This window comes from Pseudomonas veronii, assembly GCF_001439695.1.
Classification (GTDB): Bacteria; Pseudomonadota; Gammaproteobacteria; order Pseudomonadales; family Pseudomonadaceae; genus Aquipseudomonas; species Aquipseudomonas veronii.
Genome location: NZ_JYLL01000005.1, coordinates 133,372 through 147,779 on the forward strand (window position 1 = coordinate 133,372; position 14,408 = coordinate 147,779).

The window sequence follows — 14,408 nt, forward strand, 5'->3', positions numbered from 1 at the left end:
GTTTGCACAAGAGGACCGTTCATGGACACCGCAAAGCCGACCCTTTTCCGCGAAACCTTCCCCGTCGGCCCGTTGCAGTGCAACTGCACCATCATCGGCGACCCCGTCAGTAAAAAAGCCATCGTGGTCGACCCCGGCGGCAATCACGAGCTGATCCTGGCGCGGCTCGAGGCGCTGGGCCTCAAGGTGGTGAGCATCATTCACACCCATGCTCACCTGGATCACTTCCTGGCGTCCGGCCAGTTGAAGGAGAAGACCGGCGCGACCCTGCATTTGCACAAGGCCGACCAGTTCCTCTGGGATAACCTGGAGATGCAGTGCCAGACGTTTGGCGTGCCGTATACGCCGGTGCCGTCGCCGGACCGTTGGCTGGCCGACGATGAAGAGCTGGCTTGCGGTTGCGGCGTCGCATTGCATACGCCGGGGCACACGCCGGGGTCGATGAGTTTCTGGTTTGCCGATGCCAAGCTGCTGATCGCTGGAGATACGTTGTTTCGCCGGGGCGTAGGCCGCACGGATTTGTGGGGCGGGGACCAAGCGGCGATTGTGCGCTCGATCAAGCAGCGCCTGTATACGCTGGATGAGGCGGCGACGGTGGTGACCGGTCACGGGCCGGAGACGCGACTCGGTGACGAGATGCGCGAGAACCCCTTTGTGCGCGCATGATTGCAACGTAGGCGATCAAGCCCTGTAGCAAAAAACTCAGCGTGTGTTCAGCGTGCGTCTGCTACGGTTTGTGCCGCGACGATAGTCCTGCGTTTTTTGTTACAGGTTAAGATACGTCCACGGAATTTTTACCGTTTGTCGCGTTCAAAACCCGGCAAAGATCCATTGTCCATATCCTCTGCACCCAGAGTGCAAAAGTAGGAGCTTCTCCATGTTCACTCCGCGTCGTCTGCTCGTTGTCGCTACTGCCGTAGCCATGTTATCTGGCTGCGCTTCACCCAATCCGTATGACGGTAGCAGCCAGGGACAGGCGAGTAATGAATCCGGTGGCATGAGCAAGACCGTCAAGTACGGCGGCCTCGGCGCCCTGGCCGGTGCGTTGGCCGGTGCAGCCATCGACCATAACAACCGTGGCAAGGGCGCACTGATCGGTGCCGTCGTCGCGGGTGCAGGCGCTGCGGGTTATGGCTACTACGCCGACCAGCAGGAAAAGAAACTGCGCGAAAGCATGGCCAATACCGGGGTTGAGGTTCAGCGCCAGGGCGATCAGATCAAACTGATCATGCCGGGCAACATCACCTTCGCTACCAACTCGGACGCGATCTCCAGCAGCTTCTATACGCCGCTGAACAACCTGGCCAACTCGCTCAAGCAGTTCAGCCAGAACACCATCCAGATCGTGGGTTACACCGATAGCACCGGCAGCCGCCAGTTGAACATGGACCTGTCCCAGCGTCGTGCGCAGAGCGTGGCCAACTATCTGACCTCCCAAGGCGTCAGCGCTGCCAACCTGAGCGCTCGTGGTGCCGGTCCGGATAATCCGATCGCCAGCAACGCCGACGTCAACGGTCGCGCGCAGAACCGTCGTGTAGAAGTGAACCTGGGCCCAATCCCAGGCCAGCAGTATGGCCAGCCGGGCGCCCAGCAACAGGCGCCGCAGCAGAACAACCAGTTCCAGGGCAACCCGTACTCGCAATACCAGTAATCTGCAGCCAATAAAAAGGGCGCCGTGCAATCAATGCACGGCGCCCTTTTTTGTGGTCGTCGGTTACATCAATCGATGTACTCGAACACCTTCACGATCTTCTGTACGCCGGACACGCCCTGTACCAAGTTCGCCGCACGGGTCGCTTCTGCCTGGGTCAGCAGGCCCATCAGGTAAACGATGCCGTTGTCGGTGACGACTTTGATGCGTGAACCGGGAATGGCGTTGTCGGTCAGCATCTGCGCCTTGATCTTGGTGGTCAGCAGCGCATCGTTGCTGATGGCCAGCAGGGTGATCGGGTCCATTACCTGCAATTCGTTGTGGACCTTCTTGACCCGCTGCACGGCCGAGGCGGCTTGTTCGGCCTGAGCCTTGAGTTCGGCACGTGGCGTTTGGCCGGCGAGCAGCACCACGCCGTTGAAGCTGGTCACAACGATGCGCGACGCGCCATTGCCCAGGTCCGTAGCGGCCTTGGCGACGTTGACCTCGACCTTGGTTTCGATCAACGAGTCGTCAATCTTGCTGCCGAAGGTGCGGGTGCCCTTGTCGTCCTGGATGGGGGTGTCACGTGTCGCGGTGATTGCCGTGCTGCAGCCGCTGATGCCGAGGCACAGCGCAATCGCCAATAGGCTGAGGCGTTTAACGGTCATTCTTCACTCCCGAACAGTTGGCTGTCGATCAGATCGCACAGGCAGTGGATCGTCAGCAGGTGGACTTCCTGAATACGTGCGGTGACATTGGCCGGGACGCGAATCTCCACGTCCTCGGGCAGCAACAGCGAGGCCATGCCGCCGCCGTCGCGGCCAGTCAATGCTACGACAATCATTTCGCGATCATGTGCGGCCTGGATCGCCTGAATAATATTCGCCGAGTTGCCGCTGGTGGAAATCGCCAGCAGCACGTCACCCGGTTGCCCCAGGGCGCGGATCTGTTTGGAGAAGATTTCGTTGTAGCTGTAGTCGTTGGCGATCGAGGTGATCGTCGACGAATCGGTGGTCAAGGCAATGGCCGGTAAGCTCGGACGCTCGCGCTCGAAGCGGTTGAGCAACTCGGACGAGAAATGCTGGGCATCGCCGGCCGAGCCGCCGTTGCCGCACGAAAGCATTTTGCCCTCGTTGAGCAAGGCATTGACCATGACCTGACTGGCTTGCTCGATGTGCGGTGCAAGTACGTCCATCGCCTGTTGCTTGGTGTCGATGCTGGCCTGGAAAAGCTGGCGAATTCGGGATTGCATGTCCATCTGTGTGACCTTAAGTAGCGCGGCTATTTGGCACAGGAATGTGCAGCCCGCAAAGCAAAGAGCAAAAGTATGTGGTGAAGATGTCCGGCGAATCAGCTGTCGAAGGCATCTTTGAGCCAGTTCAAATCAGCTTTGCCAGACGGTGTGCTTTCAATGGCAACCACATCGAAACGGCAGGGGGAGTCAGCCCAGCGATGCTCCTTGAGCAGGAAAAACTGCGCGGCGAGTATCAGCTTCTGACGCTTGCGCCCGTCGATACTGGCGAGCGCGCCACCCCATTGTGCGTGTTTTCTGTAGCGGACTTCGACGAATACTACTGTATCGCCGTCAAGCATGACCAGATCAAGCTCGCCGCGTTTACACAACCAGTTCTGCGCCAGAAGGCGCAGACCCTGTTGTCGAAGATACTCAAGCGCTTGAAGTTCGGCATCCTTGCCGCTTTGTGCGCTGGACCGCTCGGGCATCAGCGTGGGGTATCGGGCAGACGCTGGACCTCGCCGCCGACGAACTTCGCCCACGGCATCTGGCGGTCAACGCGCTGGTGCGTGCTGATGCCCAGGTTGCCCGAGAGGCCGTCAATGCGCGTATCCGGCAATGCCTTGAGTTGGCCTACGCGTGGCGCCAGGCGGTAGGCATCGACGCCCATCGCGTACAGGCGGCCAAGGCTGCCATTGGCTTGCGGCCATTGTGCAGCGACCTGGTTGCGCAGCGGGTCGGTGGTGTTGAGCAGCCAAGGGGTTTCGCAGAACATCACGTTGGTCATGTCCAGGTACTGGTTCTTGTCGCCGCTGGCGCTGAACACGTGAGACGTCGCATACACCGGCACGTCGCCAGCGTACTGGAAGTTCAGGGTCGGCTTGATCTGCTGGGCCAGTTGCGGGGTGACGGCCAGGAAGATGAACTCGATATCCTGGCGACGCGAAGGTTGTGCGGCGACGTCGGTGCCGACGGCGCTTTGCAGGCTCTTGGCACGGCCTTCGCTTTTACGCAGTTGGAACAGATCGGCAATCTGCTGGGCGAGGGCGACCGGCTGGTCGACGTACTCGACGCCGACAACGGTGCCGCCGTTGGCTTCCCAGTCCTGGCGGAAGGCCTTGTAGACACGCTCACCCCATTCGCCACGGGGCACCATCGCAGCGGCGCGGTGCAGGCCGTCGGCACGGGCGCGGCGCGAGACTTCGCGAGCTTCGTCTTCAGCCGCCAGGCCGAACTGGAACAACTGCGCCGGGTTTTGATCGGTCTCGCTGTAGTTCAACGCCAGGGTGGTAATCGGCAATTGCGGGCGCGCGCTGAGCTGTTTGACCAGCGGCTTTTCCAGCGGCCCGACGACCAATTGCACGCCGGCAGCCTTGGCCTTGGCGTAGAAGTCGTCGAGGGAGGTCAGGCGCGAGCTGTCATAGAACTCGATGACCGGCGGCTTTTGCCCGGCTTGTTCAGCCTGGTAATGCGCGGCCATGAAGCCTTCGCGCAGGGCCTTGGCCACGGTGGCCAGTGGACCCTCCTGCGGCAGTAGCAGGGCGATCTTGTTCAGCGGCTGGCTCGCCAGTTCCTTGAGTTTGGTCAGCGGCGTCGGCAGTTGCACGGCGGCCGGATGGCCGGGGTTCTGCGCGCGCCAGGTGTCAATGGCGGCTTGCTGTTGCTCCAGCGTGCCGGCGCCCTTGACCGCCTGGGCCAGGGTGATCCAGCCGTCGAGCGTCGGGTTGCCGCTGGCTTGCAGTTGTTCGGCCGGCAGCGCGGCAATCAGCGCCCAGATGGCTTCATGGTTGCTCTTGGCGGCGTCGCCGGTCAGCAGTGGCGCCATGGTCACGCGCTCGCGAGCGGCGGCCAGGGTCTGGCCGTCGGCTTCATAGGCGCGTGCATGTACGGTGCCGGTGCGGACCTGCTGTTCGGCCGGCAGCTCCTTCAGGTTCTGCAGGCTGGGGTGGTTCAACGCCGCCAGCGCGGCCTTGGGCTGGTTGCGCGTCATGGCCAGTTCGGCGGCCAGGGTGTTGGCGAACACCTGCGCGGCGGGCTTGAGAACATCCAGCGGCACCTGCGCAAGAATCTGCGACGAGCGGCCAGCGTTGTTCTGGTGGTAGGCCATGTCGGCCGCGCTCAGGCGCAGCAACGCAGCTTTTTCGGGCGTGTTGGCGGTAGTCGCCTGTTCGAGCAGTTGCTCGATACTGGCATCCGGGGTCCGTGGCAGGTCGCCAAGGCGGGACGAGGGCGAGCTGGCACAGGCGCCCAGCAAGGCAGCGAGGCAGAGGGCGGAGAGCAGCCGCAGGCAAGGGATCATGTAAGTGTTCCTGATACCGATCAAATTAGCGTGGAATTGTACCCAAGCACTGGCCCAGGCGCGATGTTACTGGCGTGAAACCGTGAATTTAGGTGGTGCAAATGTTGCGTTTGGGTGGCTAGGGCCGACCGACGGCTGAAACGGCATCCATCTCGATGGCATATTTCCGCGGCGTCGACGCGCTACAATGTGGCTTTTGCCAACCATCGAGGTGTGCGTTTTGACTGCTCCAGGTCCTTTGAATTCCACTGCAGGCTCGCTTTTTGTCGTGGCGACGCCCATTGGCAACCTGGACGACATCAGCGCCCGGGCGCTTAAAGTGTTGCGCGACGTTAAATTGATCGCTGCGGAAGACACTCGGCACTCCCAGCGCTTGATGCAGCATTTCGGCATCAGTACGCCATTGGCGGCCTGCCACGAACATAACGAGCGCGAAGAAGGCAGCCGTTTTATCACGCGCCTGCTGGCCGGTGACGATGTGGCGCTGATTTCCGATGCCGGTACCCCGCTGATTTCCGATCCCGGTTACCACCTGGTCCGTCAGGCGCGTGCCGCGGGTATCAATGTAGTGCCGGTTCCGGGCGCATGCGCGTTGATTGCGGCGTTATCCGCCGCGGGGTTGCCGTCGGATCGTTTCATCTTCGAAGGTTTCCTGCCGGCCAAGGCGGTGGGGCGTCGCGCACGTCTTCAGGCGCTTAAGGAAGAACCGCGCACGCTGATCTTCTATGAAGCCCCGCATCGTATCCTCGAATGCCTGCAGGACATGGAACTGGTGTTCGGTGGCGAGCGCCTGGCGCTGCTGGCCCGCGAGCTGACCAAGACCTTCGAGACGCTCAAGGGGCTGCCGCTGGAAGAACTGCGCGCGTTTGTCGAAGGTGACAGCAATCAGCAGCGTGGCGAGTGCGTGGTGCTGGTGGCGGGTTGGACGGCGCCGGAAAATGAAGACGCCGTCGGTGGCGAAGCCATGCGCGTTCTGGATCTGCTGCTCAAGGAGATGCCCCTTAAGCGAGCGGCGGCGCTGGCAGCGGAAATCACCGGGGTGCGTAAAAATGTGTTGTATCAGGCCGCGCTGGATAAACAGAAAGCCGAATAGTTCCGGGGTTAAACCGGTATTCCGTCTGAACGTGATGGCATTGCTGCACTTTTAATACTTGTCCTAACTCCGTCGTGCCGTTAACCTGCGCGGCGGAGAGTCGATTGGACAGTCGCTGCCCTCTATGAAAATTAGGGGGGGGAGGAAAGTCCGGGCTCCATAGGGCGAAGTGCCAGGTAATGCCTGGGAGGCGTGAGCCTACGGAAAGTGCCACAGAAAATAACCGCCTAAGCACTTCGGTGCCGGTAAGGGTGAAAAGGTGCGGTAAGAGCGCACCGCACGTCTGGCAACAGTTCGTGGCTAGGTAAACCCCACTTGGAGCAAGACCAAATAGGGTCCCAAGGCGTGGCCCGCGCTGGGACCGGGTAGGTTGCTAAAGATGTCCAGTGATGGCCATCGTAGACGAATGACTGTTCAAGACAGAACCCGGCTTATAGATCGACTCTCCACCTTTTTTCCTTCTGTCCGAATCTCGTGCAGAAACCCGGTAGTAACGCAAGAATCCCTCCCTGCCAAATCATTGGCAGATGCATCTTGGTAATACCAAAAAAATCTTACTCTTAATAAATTACTTTAACTTTGAAGCATAGCTCTTTGAGCTATTTGTGCTTATTGAGCCAAAAATACCGCTGAACTCTGATTTCTCCTCCTCTTGCGCTCCTAAATCTCCGTTCTGTAAGGCTTTTCCTTGAATCCGCGCCTTGACGGTGTGGTGGGCGCATTCCTATAGTGTGCGCAAGTGGCGGAAAGTGGCACAAAGTGGGTTTTTTTAACGTAAAGCGCTAAAATTTGGAGAAACGCATCTGTGTTTCGCGGAGCTAACGCTATCAGTCTCGATGCAAAAGGCCGTCTCGCTATGCCGAGCCGGTATCGTGACGAGCTGATTTCGCGAAGTTCCGGGCAGTTAATCATCACGATCGATGCCGTTGACCCTTGTTTATGCGTTTACCCCCTCGATGAGTGGGAGTTGATTGAAACCAAACTGCGTGCCTTGCCTTCATTGCGTGAAGAAAACCGCCGTCTGCAGCGTTTGCTGATCGGTAATGCCGTCGACCTCGAACTCGATGGCAGTGGTCGTTTCCTGGTGCCTCCGCGTCTGCGCGAGTACGCCAAGCTCGACAAGCGCGCAATGCTGGTGGGCCAACTGAACAAGTTCCAATTGTGGGACGAAGATGCCTGGGATGCTGTTTCTGCAGCTGACCTGGCTGCTATTCAACAACCGGGCGCCATGCCTGATGAACTGCGTGATTTGATCTTGTGACTATTGATAGCGGCTTTAACCACATCACCGTACTGCTTGACGAAGCCGTTGAGGCTCTCGCCGTACGCGCGGATGGCTGCTATCTGGATGGCACCTTCGGCAGGGGCGGGCACAGCCGGTTGATACTCAGCCAGCTCGGGCCCGACGGTAAACTCCTCGGGTTCGACAAAGACCCCCAGGCGATTGCCACCGGGCAAGCGCTAGCGGCCGAAGACGGCCGCTTTGTCGTTGTACAACGCAGCTTTGCCGAGCTGGGTGCCGAAGTCGCCGAGCGCGGCATGGCAGGCAAGGTGGCCGGGGTTTTGCTCGACCTGGGCGTGTCCTCGCCGCAGCTCGATGACCCGGAGCGCGGTTTCAGTTTCATGAACGACGGCCCGCTGGATATGCGTATGGACCCCACCCGTGGTGTCAGTGCCGCCCAGTTCATCGCCACCGCGCCGGTGGAAGAAATCGCCCGTGTGTTCAAGGAATACGGTGAAGAACGCTTCGCCGGTCGCATGGCGCGCGCCGTGGTCGAGCGCCGCGAAATCCAGCCGTTCGAGCGCACCGCCGACCTGGCGGAAGTGCTGAAAGTCGCCAACCCTGCCTGGGAAAAGGGCAAGAACCCGGCGACCCGTGCGTTCCAGGGCCTGCGCATTCACGTCAACAATGAGTTGGGCGATCTGGAAGCCGGCCTCGAAGCCGCGCTGGAAGCCTTGGAAGTGGGCGGGCGCCTGGTGGTGATCAGCTTCCACTCCCTGGAAGACCGCATCGTCAAACTGTTCATGCGTCGCCTGGTCAAGGGTGAATCCGACAACCTGCCACGCAACCTGCCGGTGCGTTTCGAAGCCTTCGTGCCGAAAATCAAAATCCATGGCAAGGCGCAGTTCGCTTCCGAAGCTGAACTCAAGGCCAACCCACGCTCCCGTAGCGCCGTCATGCGCGTCGCGGAGAAGTTGCGGTGAGCAGGCTCTTCGCCAAGCCCCTCCCGGGCGGCAGCTTCTTTATGTTGCTGCTGTTTATCGGCGTGCTGGTGTCCGCGATTGCGGTGTCCTACAGCGCCCATTACAACCGCCAACTGCTCAATACCCTGTACGGCGAATTGAGTGTGCGTGATAAAGCGCAGGCGGAGTGGGGCCGGTTGATCCTCGAGCAAAGCACCTGGACCGCCCACAGCCGCATCGAAATACTGGCCACCGAACAGTTGAAGATGCACATCCCTGGCGCGGCCGAAGTTCGAATGGTGGCGCCATGATGAAACTCGAAGGCGCACTTTACCCGTGGCGCTTCCGCCTGATGCTCGGCTTGCTGGCCTTGATGGTCGGCGCCATCGCCTGGCGGATCATCGACCTGCAGGTGGTCGACCGCGACTTCCTGATCGGCCAGGGCGATGCTCGTAGCCTGCGACATATTCCGATTCCTGCACACCGCGGCCTGATCACCGACCGTAACGGCGAGCCCCTGGCCGTCAGTACGCCGGTGACCACGCTGTGGGCCAACGCCAAGGAATTGCAGGTAGCCAAGGACAAGTGGCCACAACTGGCTGCCGCGTTGGGTCAGGACCCGAAAGCCCTGGCCGAGCGCCTGGAAGCCCAGGCCAATAAAGAATTCATCTACCTGGTTCGCGGCCTCACCCCCGAACAGGGCCAGCAAGTGCTCGACCTCAAGGTCCCCGGTGTCTATGGCATCGAGGAATTCCGCCGTTTCTACCCGGCCGGTGAAACCACCGCGCACATGGTTGGCTTTACCGACATCGACGACCATGGTCGCGAAGGGGTTGAGCTGGCCTACGATGAATGGCTGGCCGGCGTGCCCGGCAAGCGACAGGTCATCAAGGATCGGCGCGGCAGACTGATCAAAGACGTCCAAGTCACCAAAAACGCCAAGGCCGGCAAGCCCTTGGCGTTGTCGATTGACCTGCGCCTGCAATACCTGGCCAACCGCGAGCTGCGTAACGCGATCATCGAGAACGGCGCGAAGGCCGGCAGCCTGGTGATCATGGACGTGAAGACCGGCGAGATCCTCGCCATGGTCAACCAGCCGACCTACAACCCGAACAACCGTCGCAACCTGCAACCGGCGATGATGCGCAACCGCGCGATGATCGACGTGTTCGAGCCGGGTTCGACCATGAAAGCCATTTCCATGAGTGCCGCCCTGGAAACCGGGCGCTGGAAGCCCAGCGACAAGGTCGAGGTCTACCCCGGCACCCTGCAGTTGGGCAAATACACCATTCGTGACGTGTCGCGTACCGAAGGCCCGGTGTTGGATCTGACAGGTATTCTGATCAACTCCAGTAACGTGGGCATGAGTAAGGTCGCCTTCGATATCGGCGGCGAAACCATCTACCACCTGGCGCAAAAGATCGGCCTTGGCCAACCCACCGGCCTGGACTTCCCGGGTGAGCGCGTGGGCAACCTGCCGAACTACCGCGACTGGAAAAAAGCCGAGACCGCCACGCTGTCCTACGGCTATGGCCTGTCGGTGACCGCGATCCAGCTGGCCCACGCTTTCTCTGTATTGGCCAATAACGGTCGGATGGTTCCTTTGAGCCTGATCCACGTCGACGAAGCGCCGAAAGCGACCCAGGTGATTCCGGAAAACGTCGCCAAGACCATGCAAGGCATGCTGCAACAAGTGATCGAAGCACCGCGTGGCGTATTCCGCGCCCAGGTGCCGGCGTATCACGTGGCCGGCAAGTCGGGTACTGCGCGTAAGACCTCGGTCGGCACCAAAGGCTATGCCGAGAACTCCTATCGCTCGCTGTTCGCCGGTTTCGGCCCGATGAGCGACCCGCGCTATGCCATCGTCGTCGTGATCGATGAACCGAGTAAAGCGGGCTACTTCGGTGGCCTGGTGTCGGCGCCGGTGTTCAGCAAAGTGATGTCCGGCACCCTGCGCCTGATGAACATCACGCCGGACAACCTGCCGCCGACCCAACAAGCGAACGCCGGACCACCGGCCGCCGCGGTAAAAGCCAATGGAGGGCGCGGCTGATGTCTCTTAGCCTGAACAAGATTTTTGCCCATGCCGGTCGCGATCTGCTGATTCGCGAGCTGACGCTGGACAGTCGTAATGTACGCGCCGGGGACCTGTTCCTGGCGGTGCCTGGCGGTAAATACGATGGCCGCGCGCACATCGCCGATGCCCTGCAACGCGGCGCCGCCGCCGTGGCGTATGAAGTGGACGGTGCCACCGTGCTGCCGATCACCGACGTGCCGTTGATTCCCGTCAAGGGCCTGGCCGCGCAACTGTCGGACATCGCCGGGCGTTTCTACGGCGATCCGAGCCGCCACCTGAACCTGATTGGCGTGACCGGCACCAACGGCAAGACCAGCGTGACCCAACTGGTCGCCCAGGCGCTTGACCTGTTGGGCCAGCACTGCGGCATCGTCGGCACCCTGGGCACCGGTTTCTATGGCGCGCTGCAAAGCGGCCTGCACACCACGCCGAACCCGATCGCCGTGCAAGCGACCCTGGCCGACCTGAAAAAGGCCGGTGCCAAGGCGGTTGCCATGGAAGTGTCGTCCCACGGTTTGCACCAGGGCCGCGTTGCTGCGCTGGCTTTCGATGTGGCGGTGATGACCAACCTGTCCCGCGATCACCTGGACTACCACGGCACCATGCAAGCCTACGCCGCCGAGAAGGCCAAGCTGTTTGCCTGGAACGACCTGAAGTGCCGCGTGGTGAACCTGGATGACGCGTTCGGCCGCGAGCTGGCTGCCCAAGACAGCGAAGCGCGCCTGATCAGCTACAGCCTGGAAGACTCCCGCGCCTATCTGTATTGCCGCGAAGCCCAATTCAATGACGAGGGCGTGCGCGCCACGTTGGTGACGCCGCAGGGCGAGCACCATTTGCGCAGCACCTTGCTGGGTCGTTTCAACCTGAGCAACGTCCTCGCGGCGATCGGTGCGCTACTCGGCCTGGATTACGCGCTCGATGAAATCCTGCGTGTGCTGCCGAAGCTGGAAGGCCCGGCCGGTCGCATGCAACGTCTGGGCGGCGGTTCGCAGCCGCTGGTGGTGGTCGATTACGCCCACACCCCGGACGCACTGGAAAAAGTCCTGCTGGCCCTGCGCCCACACGCCAAGGGCAAGTTGCTGTGCCTGTTCGGCTGTGGCGGTGATCGCGATCGCGGCAAGCGTCCATTGATGGCCGAGATTGTCGAGCGTCTGGCCGATGGCGTGCTGGTCACCGACGACAATCCGCGCAGCGAAGACCCGAGCCAGATTTTCGACGACATCCGCGTCGGCTTCAAAGACCCATCCAAAGCCAGTTTCATTGCCGGTCGCGGTGCGGCCATTGCCCAATTGATCGCCAGCGCCAGCGTCGACGATGTCGTGGTACTGGCTGGTAAAGGTCACGAGGACTACCAGGAAATCAACGGCGAGCGCCACGCTTTCTCCGATCTGGTCGAGGCCGATCATGCCTTGACCGCCTGGGAGGTCGCCCATGCTTAAAGCGATGAAATTCAGCGAGCTGACCCAGGCCCTCTCGGCGCGCATGCTGTCGGGTGATTGCAGTTTCAATGGCGTCAGTATCGATAGCCGTGCGATCAAGCCGGGTCAACTGTTTGTTGCCCTGGCCGGTCCGCGTTTCGACGGCCATGACTACCTGAATGAAGTCGCCGCCAAAGGCGCGGTCGGTGCCCTGGTGCAACGCGAAGTGACGGACTCCACCCTGCCGCAATTGCTGGTGGCCGACACGCGCCTGGCCTTGGGCCAACTGGGTGCGCTGAACCGTGCGGCGTTCACCAAGCCGGTGGCCGCGATCACCGGCTCCAGCGGCAAGACCACGGTCAAGGAACTGCTCGCCGGTGTCCTGCGCACGCGCGGGCCGGTGCTGGCCACCCGTGGCAACCTGAACAACGATTTCGGCGCACCGCTGACCCTGCTCGAACTGGCCCCGGAACACACGGCGGCCGTGATCGAGTTGGGCGCTTCGCGTATTGGCGAAATTGCCTACACCGTGGCGCTGACCAAGCCTCACGTGGCAATTATCAACAACGCCGGGACTGCCCACGTCGGCGAGTTCGGCGGCCCGGAAAAAATCGTCGAAGCCAAGGGCGAAATCCTCGAAGGCCTCGATGCCTCGGGCATAGCTGTGTTGAATCTTGACGACAAGGCCTTCGAGACCTGGCGTGTACGCGCCGCCGGTCGCAAGGTGCTGACGTTCGCCGTGCTGAATGCTGCGGCCGATTTCCACGCGTCGAACATCGCGGTCGACGCCCGTGGTTGCCCGTCCTTTACCTTGCATTCGCCGCAAGGCGAGCAGCATGTGCAGTTGAACCTGCTGGGCAACCATAACATCGCCAATGCCTTGGCGGCCGCGGCTGCGGCTTACGCCCTGGGCGTGTCGCTGTTCGGCATCGCCACCGGCCTGGGCGCGGTGCAACCGGTCAAGGGCCGTACCGTCGCGCAATTGGCCAGCAATGGCATGCGCGTGATCGATGACACTTACAACGCCAACCAGTCCTCGGTCTGCGCCGCCATCGACCTGCTCAAGGGTTTCGACGGGCGCAAGGTGCTGGTGCTGGGCGATATCGCCGAACTGGGCGATTGGGCCGAACAGTCCCATCGGGAAGTCGGCGCTTACGCCAACGGCAAAGTCGACGCGCTCTACGCCGTCGGCCCGAACATGGCTCATGCCGTCAATGCCTTCGGCCCCGGTGCGCGGCATTTCGCCACCCAGGCCGAGTTGATCCAGGCGCTGCGTGCGGGCGAACAAGACAAACACACAACCATTTTGATCAAGGGATCGCGCAGCGCGGTGATGGAAAACGTCGTCGTGGCCTTGTGTGGCTCAAGTACGGAGAAACATTAATGCTGCTGCTGCTGGCTGAGTATCTGCAACAGTTCCACAAAGGCTTCGCGGTCTTCCAGTACCTGACCCTGCGCGGGATTCTGGGCGTGCTGACCGCGCTGTCTCTGTCGCTGTTCCTGGGGCCGTGGATGATCCGCACCCTGCAGAACCTGCAAATTGGTCAATCGGTTCGCAATGACGGCCCGCAGTCGCACCTGTCCAAATCCGGCACCCCGACCATGGGCGGCGCGCTGATTCTGTCGTCCATCGGCATCAGCACCTTGCTCTGGGCCGACCTGTACAACCGCTACGTCTGGGTGGTGCTGCTGGTGACCTTGTTGTTCGGCGCCATCGGCTGGGTCGATGACTATCGCAAAGTGATCGAGAAAAACTCCAAGGGGCTGCCAAGCCGCTGGAAGTATTTCTGGCAGTCGGTGTTCGGCCTGGCCGCCGCGATCTTCCTCTACATGACGGCTCCAAGCGCGGTCGAGACCACCTTGATCATCCCGATGCTCAAGGATGCGAGCATTCCGCTGGGCATCGGCTTCGTGGTGCTGACCTACTTCGTCATCGTCGGCTCCAGCAACGCGGTGAACCTGACCGACGGCCTCGACGGCCTGGCGATCATGCCGACGGTGATGGTAGGCGGCGCATTGGGCATCTTCTGCTACCTGTCGGGTAACGTGAAATTCGCTGAATACCTGCTGATCCCGTATGTGCCGGGCGCCGGTGAACTGATCGTGTTCTGCGGCGCGCTGATCGGTGCCGGGCTGGGCTTCCTGTGGTTCAACACCTATCCCGCGCAAGTGTTCATGGGCGATGTCGGCGCACTGGCGCTGGGCGCGGCCCTGGGCACCATCGCGGTGATCGTTCGCCAGGAAATCGTGCTGTTCATCATGGGCGGTGTGTTCGTGATGGAAACCCTGTCGGTGGTCATCCAGGTGGCTTCCTTCAAATTGACTGGGCGCCGCGTGTTCCGCATGGCGCCGATCCACCACCACTTTGAACTCAAGGGCTGGCCTGAGCCGCGTGTGATCGTCCGATTCTGGATCATCACCGTGATTCTCGTGCTGGTCGGCCTTGCCACCCTGAAACTGAGGTAGAAAC

At 61.2% G+C, this 14,408-nt stretch carries 14 protein-coding genes and 1 other RNA gene; 11 read left to right on the plus strand and 4 right to left on the minus strand.

The features are described 5' to 3' along the window. Positions 1-21: 21 nt before the first annotated feature. Entirely contained in the window at positions 22-666 is a 645-nt protein-coding gene (locus TU80_RS08565) for an MBL fold metallo-hydrolase (protein WP_057004264.1), read from the plus strand. Between the two features lie 211 nt (positions 667-877). Continuing rightward, complete coding sequence (locus TU80_RS08570) at positions 878-1,651, plus strand: YiaD family glycine zipper/OmpA-like lipoprotein (protein WP_046384657.1); 774 nt, start codon at positions 878-880, stop codon at positions 1,649-1,651. A gap of 68 nt (positions 1,652-1,719) precedes the next feature. Here TU80_RS08570 and TU80_RS08575 read toward each other — a convergent pair whose 3' ends face one another. From TU80_RS08575 to TU80_RS08590, 4 genes are all read right to left on the minus strand, one after another. Beyond that, the gene (locus TU80_RS08575; RefSeq protein WP_017845939.1) at positions 1,720-2,301 is read right to left on the minus strand and encodes a BON domain-containing protein; all 582 of its coding nucleotides are present in this window, start codon (positions 2,299-2,301) and stop codon (positions 1,720-1,722) included. Continuing rightward, the gene (locus TU80_RS08580) at positions 2,298-2,891 is read right to left on the minus strand and encodes a phosphoheptose isomerase (protein WP_003171862.1); all 594 of its coding nucleotides are present in this window, start codon (positions 2,889-2,891) and stop codon (positions 2,298-2,300) included. Before TU80_RS08580 ends, TU80_RS08575 begins: the two co-directional genes overlap by 4 nt. Positions 2,892-2,983: 92 nt before the next feature. Next, the gene (locus TU80_RS08585) at positions 2,984-3,355 is read right to left on the minus strand and encodes a YraN family protein (RefSeq protein WP_017845938.1); all 372 of its coding nucleotides are present in this window, start codon (positions 3,353-3,355) and stop codon (positions 2,984-2,986) included. Further along, positions 3,355-5,166 (minus strand): penicillin-binding protein activator, encoded by a 1,812-nt coding sequence (locus tag TU80_RS08590; RefSeq protein WP_057004265.1) that lies wholly within the window; start codon positions 5,164-5,166, stop codon positions 3,355-3,357. The genes TU80_RS08585 and TU80_RS08590 overlap by 1 nt, the downstream gene beginning before the upstream one ends. A gap of 187 nt (positions 5,167-5,353) precedes the next feature. Between TU80_RS08590 and rsmI the strand changes: the two genes are divergently transcribed. The 9 genes from rsmI (at position 5,354) to mraY (ending at position 14,404) form a co-directional block, all read left to right on the plus strand. Next, positions 5,354-6,259 carry a 16S rRNA (cytidine(1402)-2'-O)-methyltransferase gene (gene rsmI, locus TU80_RS08595; RefSeq protein ID WP_162231502.1) on the plus strand — a complete coding sequence of 302 codons (906 nt, stop codon included), beginning with the start codon at positions 5,354-5,356 and terminating at the stop codon, positions 6,257-6,259. Positions 6,260-6,355: 96 nt separating this feature from the next. Beyond that, positions 6,356-6,709, plus strand: an RNA gene (gene rnpB / locus TU80_RS09610) — RNase P RNA component class A. A gap of 355 nt (positions 6,710-7,064) precedes the next feature. Next, positions 7,065-7,520 carry a division/cell wall cluster transcriptional repressor MraZ gene (mraZ, locus tag TU80_RS08600; RefSeq protein WP_003171868.1) on the plus strand — a complete coding sequence of 152 codons (456 nt, stop codon included), beginning with the start codon at positions 7,065-7,067 and terminating at the stop codon, positions 7,518-7,520. Then, positions 7,517-8,464, plus strand: coding sequence for a 16S rRNA (cytosine(1402)-N(4))-methyltransferase RsmH (rsmH, locus tag TU80_RS08605; protein WP_010213048.1), 948 nt, complete (start codon positions 7,517-7,519; stop codon positions 8,462-8,464). The genes mraZ and rsmH overlap by 4 nt, the downstream gene beginning before the upstream one ends. Beyond that, positions 8,461-8,754 carry a cell division protein FtsL gene (gene ftsL / locus TU80_RS08610; protein WP_017845934.1) on the plus strand — a complete coding sequence of 98 codons (294 nt, stop codon included), beginning with the start codon at positions 8,461-8,463 and terminating at the stop codon, positions 8,752-8,754. Before rsmH ends, ftsL begins: the two co-directional genes overlap by 4 nt. Beyond that, positions 8,754-10,496 carry a peptidoglycan D,D-transpeptidase FtsI family protein gene (locus tag TU80_RS08615; protein WP_164673122.1) on the plus strand — a complete coding sequence of 581 codons (1,743 nt, stop codon included), beginning with the start codon at positions 8,754-8,756 and terminating at the stop codon, positions 10,494-10,496. The genes ftsL and TU80_RS08615 overlap by 1 nt, the downstream gene beginning before the upstream one ends. After that, positions 10,496-11,959, plus strand: a complete 1,464-nt coding sequence (locus TU80_RS08620) for a UDP-N-acetylmuramoyl-L-alanyl-D-glutamate--2,6-diaminopimelate ligase (RefSeq protein WP_017845932.1) — start codon at positions 10,496-10,498, stop codon at positions 11,957-11,959. Before TU80_RS08615 ends, TU80_RS08620 begins: the two co-directional genes overlap by 1 nt. After that, entirely contained in the window at positions 11,952-13,322 is a 1,371-nt protein-coding gene (locus TU80_RS08625; RefSeq protein ID WP_057004266.1) for a UDP-N-acetylmuramoyl-tripeptide--D-alanyl-D-alanine ligase, read from the plus strand. Before TU80_RS08620 ends, TU80_RS08625 begins: the two co-directional genes overlap by 8 nt. Next, positions 13,322-14,404: a phospho-N-acetylmuramoyl-pentapeptide-transferase gene (gene mraY, locus TU80_RS08630; RefSeq protein WP_046384653.1), complete on the plus strand. Its 1,083-nt coding sequence runs from the start codon at positions 13,322-13,324 to the stop codon at positions 14,402-14,404. The genes TU80_RS08625 and mraY overlap by 1 nt, the downstream gene beginning before the upstream one ends. Positions 14,405-14,408 lie beyond the last annotated feature (4 nt).